The 2536-nt window shown below is 58.2% G+C and carries 2 protein-coding genes and 1 pseudogene; 2 read left to right on the top strand and 1 reads right to left on the bottom strand.

Translation table 11 applies throughout. The features are described 5' to 3' along the window. Positions 1–339: 339 nt before the first annotated feature. Complete coding sequence (locus QZY03_RS13000) at positions 340–1062, bottom strand: hypothetical protein (protein WP_295581652.1); 723 nt, start codon at positions 1060–1062, stop codon at positions 340–342. A gap of 135 nt (positions 1063–1197) precedes the next feature. Between QZY03_RS13000 and QZY03_RS12995 the strand changes: the two are divergent. Next, a pseudogene (locus tag QZY03_RS12995) lies at positions 1198–1928 on the top strand (IS1 family transposase). 218 nt (positions 1929–2146) lie between these two features. After that, positions 2147–2446, top strand: coding sequence for an AAA family ATPase (locus QZY03_RS12990; RefSeq protein WP_295581651.1), 300 nt, complete (start codon positions 2147–2149; stop codon positions 2444–2446). Positions 2447–2536: the final 90 nt, after the last annotated feature.

Below are 2536 nucleotides of genomic sequence, written 5' to 3'. Positions count from 1 at the left end.
GGCCGGTTGATCCTGGCACCGCTCCACGGTGAAGGCGTCCACCTGACCGGCCAGAGCCCCAGGGCGAGACGGCCGGCGCTGGACCTGGACACCCTCGCGAAGGTCCTCGCGGAGCCGGGAGCCGGTCAACCTCGCGGAGCCCGGCCGGTTGATCCTGATCCCATGGCGCACTCATGGCGCACTCGCTACCAAAAAACGGCGGTTATCCACAAGAAGCGACAACAAGCGAGACACCATAAACCAATGGTTTTCTTGCTGTCGTTTGTTGTAGACTGTGAATTCAGAAGGACTTTTAATCAGGTGGTCGCGCGTTCGAGTCGCGCAGGGCGCACCATCTTTTCAATGACTTAAGGCGCCATCATGGCGCCTCCCTTTTTCTGGTGTGCCGCCAAATGTGCGGAACGCTATCATGTCGGCCAGGTGCGCAGGCAGTTCGGCCATCAGTCGGTTAGCCTCCTCTCGGGCGAGCCACCGGATACGTCGCTTCGGCTCAGGGAGCAACCGCACCGCAGGCCTTGGTCTTGACCATGGGCCGCGCGACGGGATAGACCAGGATCCCATCCGCCCGGCACTCGGACGCCGCCAGTGTTGCCCCTGGACCTGGGGGAAGTTCGGCGCGTACAGCGCCAGCGCGTCCTCGACGGACAGGGACGCATCGGGGTCGGCCAGTTCCGGAAACAGGTCGTAGAGGTTGGGCAGGCGGGCCGGGTCCCCCATCCAGCCCCCCAGGTGGCCGAGGACGACCTGGCCGGTGCGTGTGCCGTTGCCGAGGTCGAGCCACAGGGTGTCCCGCCAGCGGTCGGGGTCCAGGTGCCAAGCGTGGGTGCCGATCGCATGGCGGATGCGGGCCTTGTCCACGCAGGTCACCAACAGGTCGACGCCGGGGATGGCGTCGAGGGTCGACACAGTGAGGGCCTCGGCATACCCCCGCCCGTCCAGGCCGCCGAAGGTTCCATAGCGGTCCATCAGGAGTTTCGCCTTGTTCTGGCCCAGGTCCGCCGGCCAGAAGCGTTGCCGCACGGTATTGGTCGGTGCGACGCGGTCGGGGTCGAACACGGACATCTGGAATCCTGAATGCCCCAAGGCGCGCAGCGCCCGGTCGATCGGCGCAAGCCCGTCGAGGACTTCACTGCCGGGTAGTCCTATAATCTATATGTTATCATTATACGAAAATCACAGCTATATTGAAGAATAAAAATGTGTTGTCCTGATTGTAACTCGCAGCAATTTATTAAGAATGGCATCAATGCGACAGGCAAGTAAAATTACAAATGTTTAGACTGCGGTCGGCAGTTTGTTACTGATCCGCTAAAATCACCGATCACCGATCACCGATCACCGATACCACAAAAGCGCTGATCGACCGGTTATTGCTGGAGCGGATTTCGCTTGCCGGAATCGCTCGCGTTACCGGCGTCTCCGAGAGCTGGCTACAGACCTATGTTAATTAGAAATATCAGAATGTATCACGTGAGGTCGTTGTAAAAAAAAAGACTGGCGGACACCTAATAATCGAATGTGACGAATTGTGGTCTTTTGTTGGAAATAAAGATAATAAACAATGGGTTTGGCTCGCAATCGACCGAGAAACCCGCGAGATTGTTGGGGTTCACATTGGCCGCCGAGATGCTGAAGCAGCGAAGGCCCTCTGGGCATCGCTCCCGCAGGTCTACCAGGACAGCGCCGTTAGCTACACCGATTTCTGGGACCCGTATGAAGCGGCGATCCCTGATCGCCACCACGCGGTAGGCAAGGCGTCCGGGCAGACGAACCATATCGAACGATTCAATGGCACGCTCAGACAACGCGCGTCTCGGCTCGTCAGGAAAGCCCTATCATTCTCGAAGAAGCTGGAGAATCACATTGGTGCGATCTGGTATTTTATTCACCATTACAACGCGACGAGGCCTGTCAATCAGGTGCCCTAGAGAGCATATAGATTCTAGGACTACCGGACAAACGCTTGGCACAGTCATCACGAAACGCCGGCAAACCGCAGGATGTGGATCACTCGCCTGAGTGTGTCGCATCCACTGCAGGGTGAGCGCAAACGCCACGGCCCGGTATCGACACCTCCGGTACAATGTCTGCCGATGTCGGCCGCTCTATGTGGCTGGCCGAGCCCGCCAAGCGCAGGATCCACTCTATGAGCGCCCCAGTCTTTCTCACCCGAGTCGTCCTACGCAACTACAAGAGCATCGGCGACTGCAATTGCAGGCTCCAACCGCTCACCTACTTGGTGGGTGCCAACGGCTCGGGCAAGAGCAGTTTTCTGGACGCGCTGCATCTGGTGCGCGATGCGCTCGCCGGATCGCTGGAAAACGCACTAAACGAGCGCGGTGGGCTGTCCGAGGTACGGCGGCGCTCCAGCGGAGCGGATGGAAACGATCCAGGGTTATCGAGGCGCCATTTAATAACCGGACGCGCCTTAATGCAATTTTTCTAGCATAGTCTATACTTAGAGTTAGGTTTTGGATTACGAGGAGAGTCGATCATGAGTAACGAATGGCTTAATGACGCAAGAAAGATTCCTGGC

The organism is uncultured Lamprocystis sp. (genome assembly GCF_903933125.1).
Classification (GTDB): Bacteria; Pseudomonadota; Gammaproteobacteria; order Chromatiales; family Chromatiaceae; genus Thiodictyon.
This window is presented reverse-complemented; position numbering and strand designations above follow the sequence as displayed.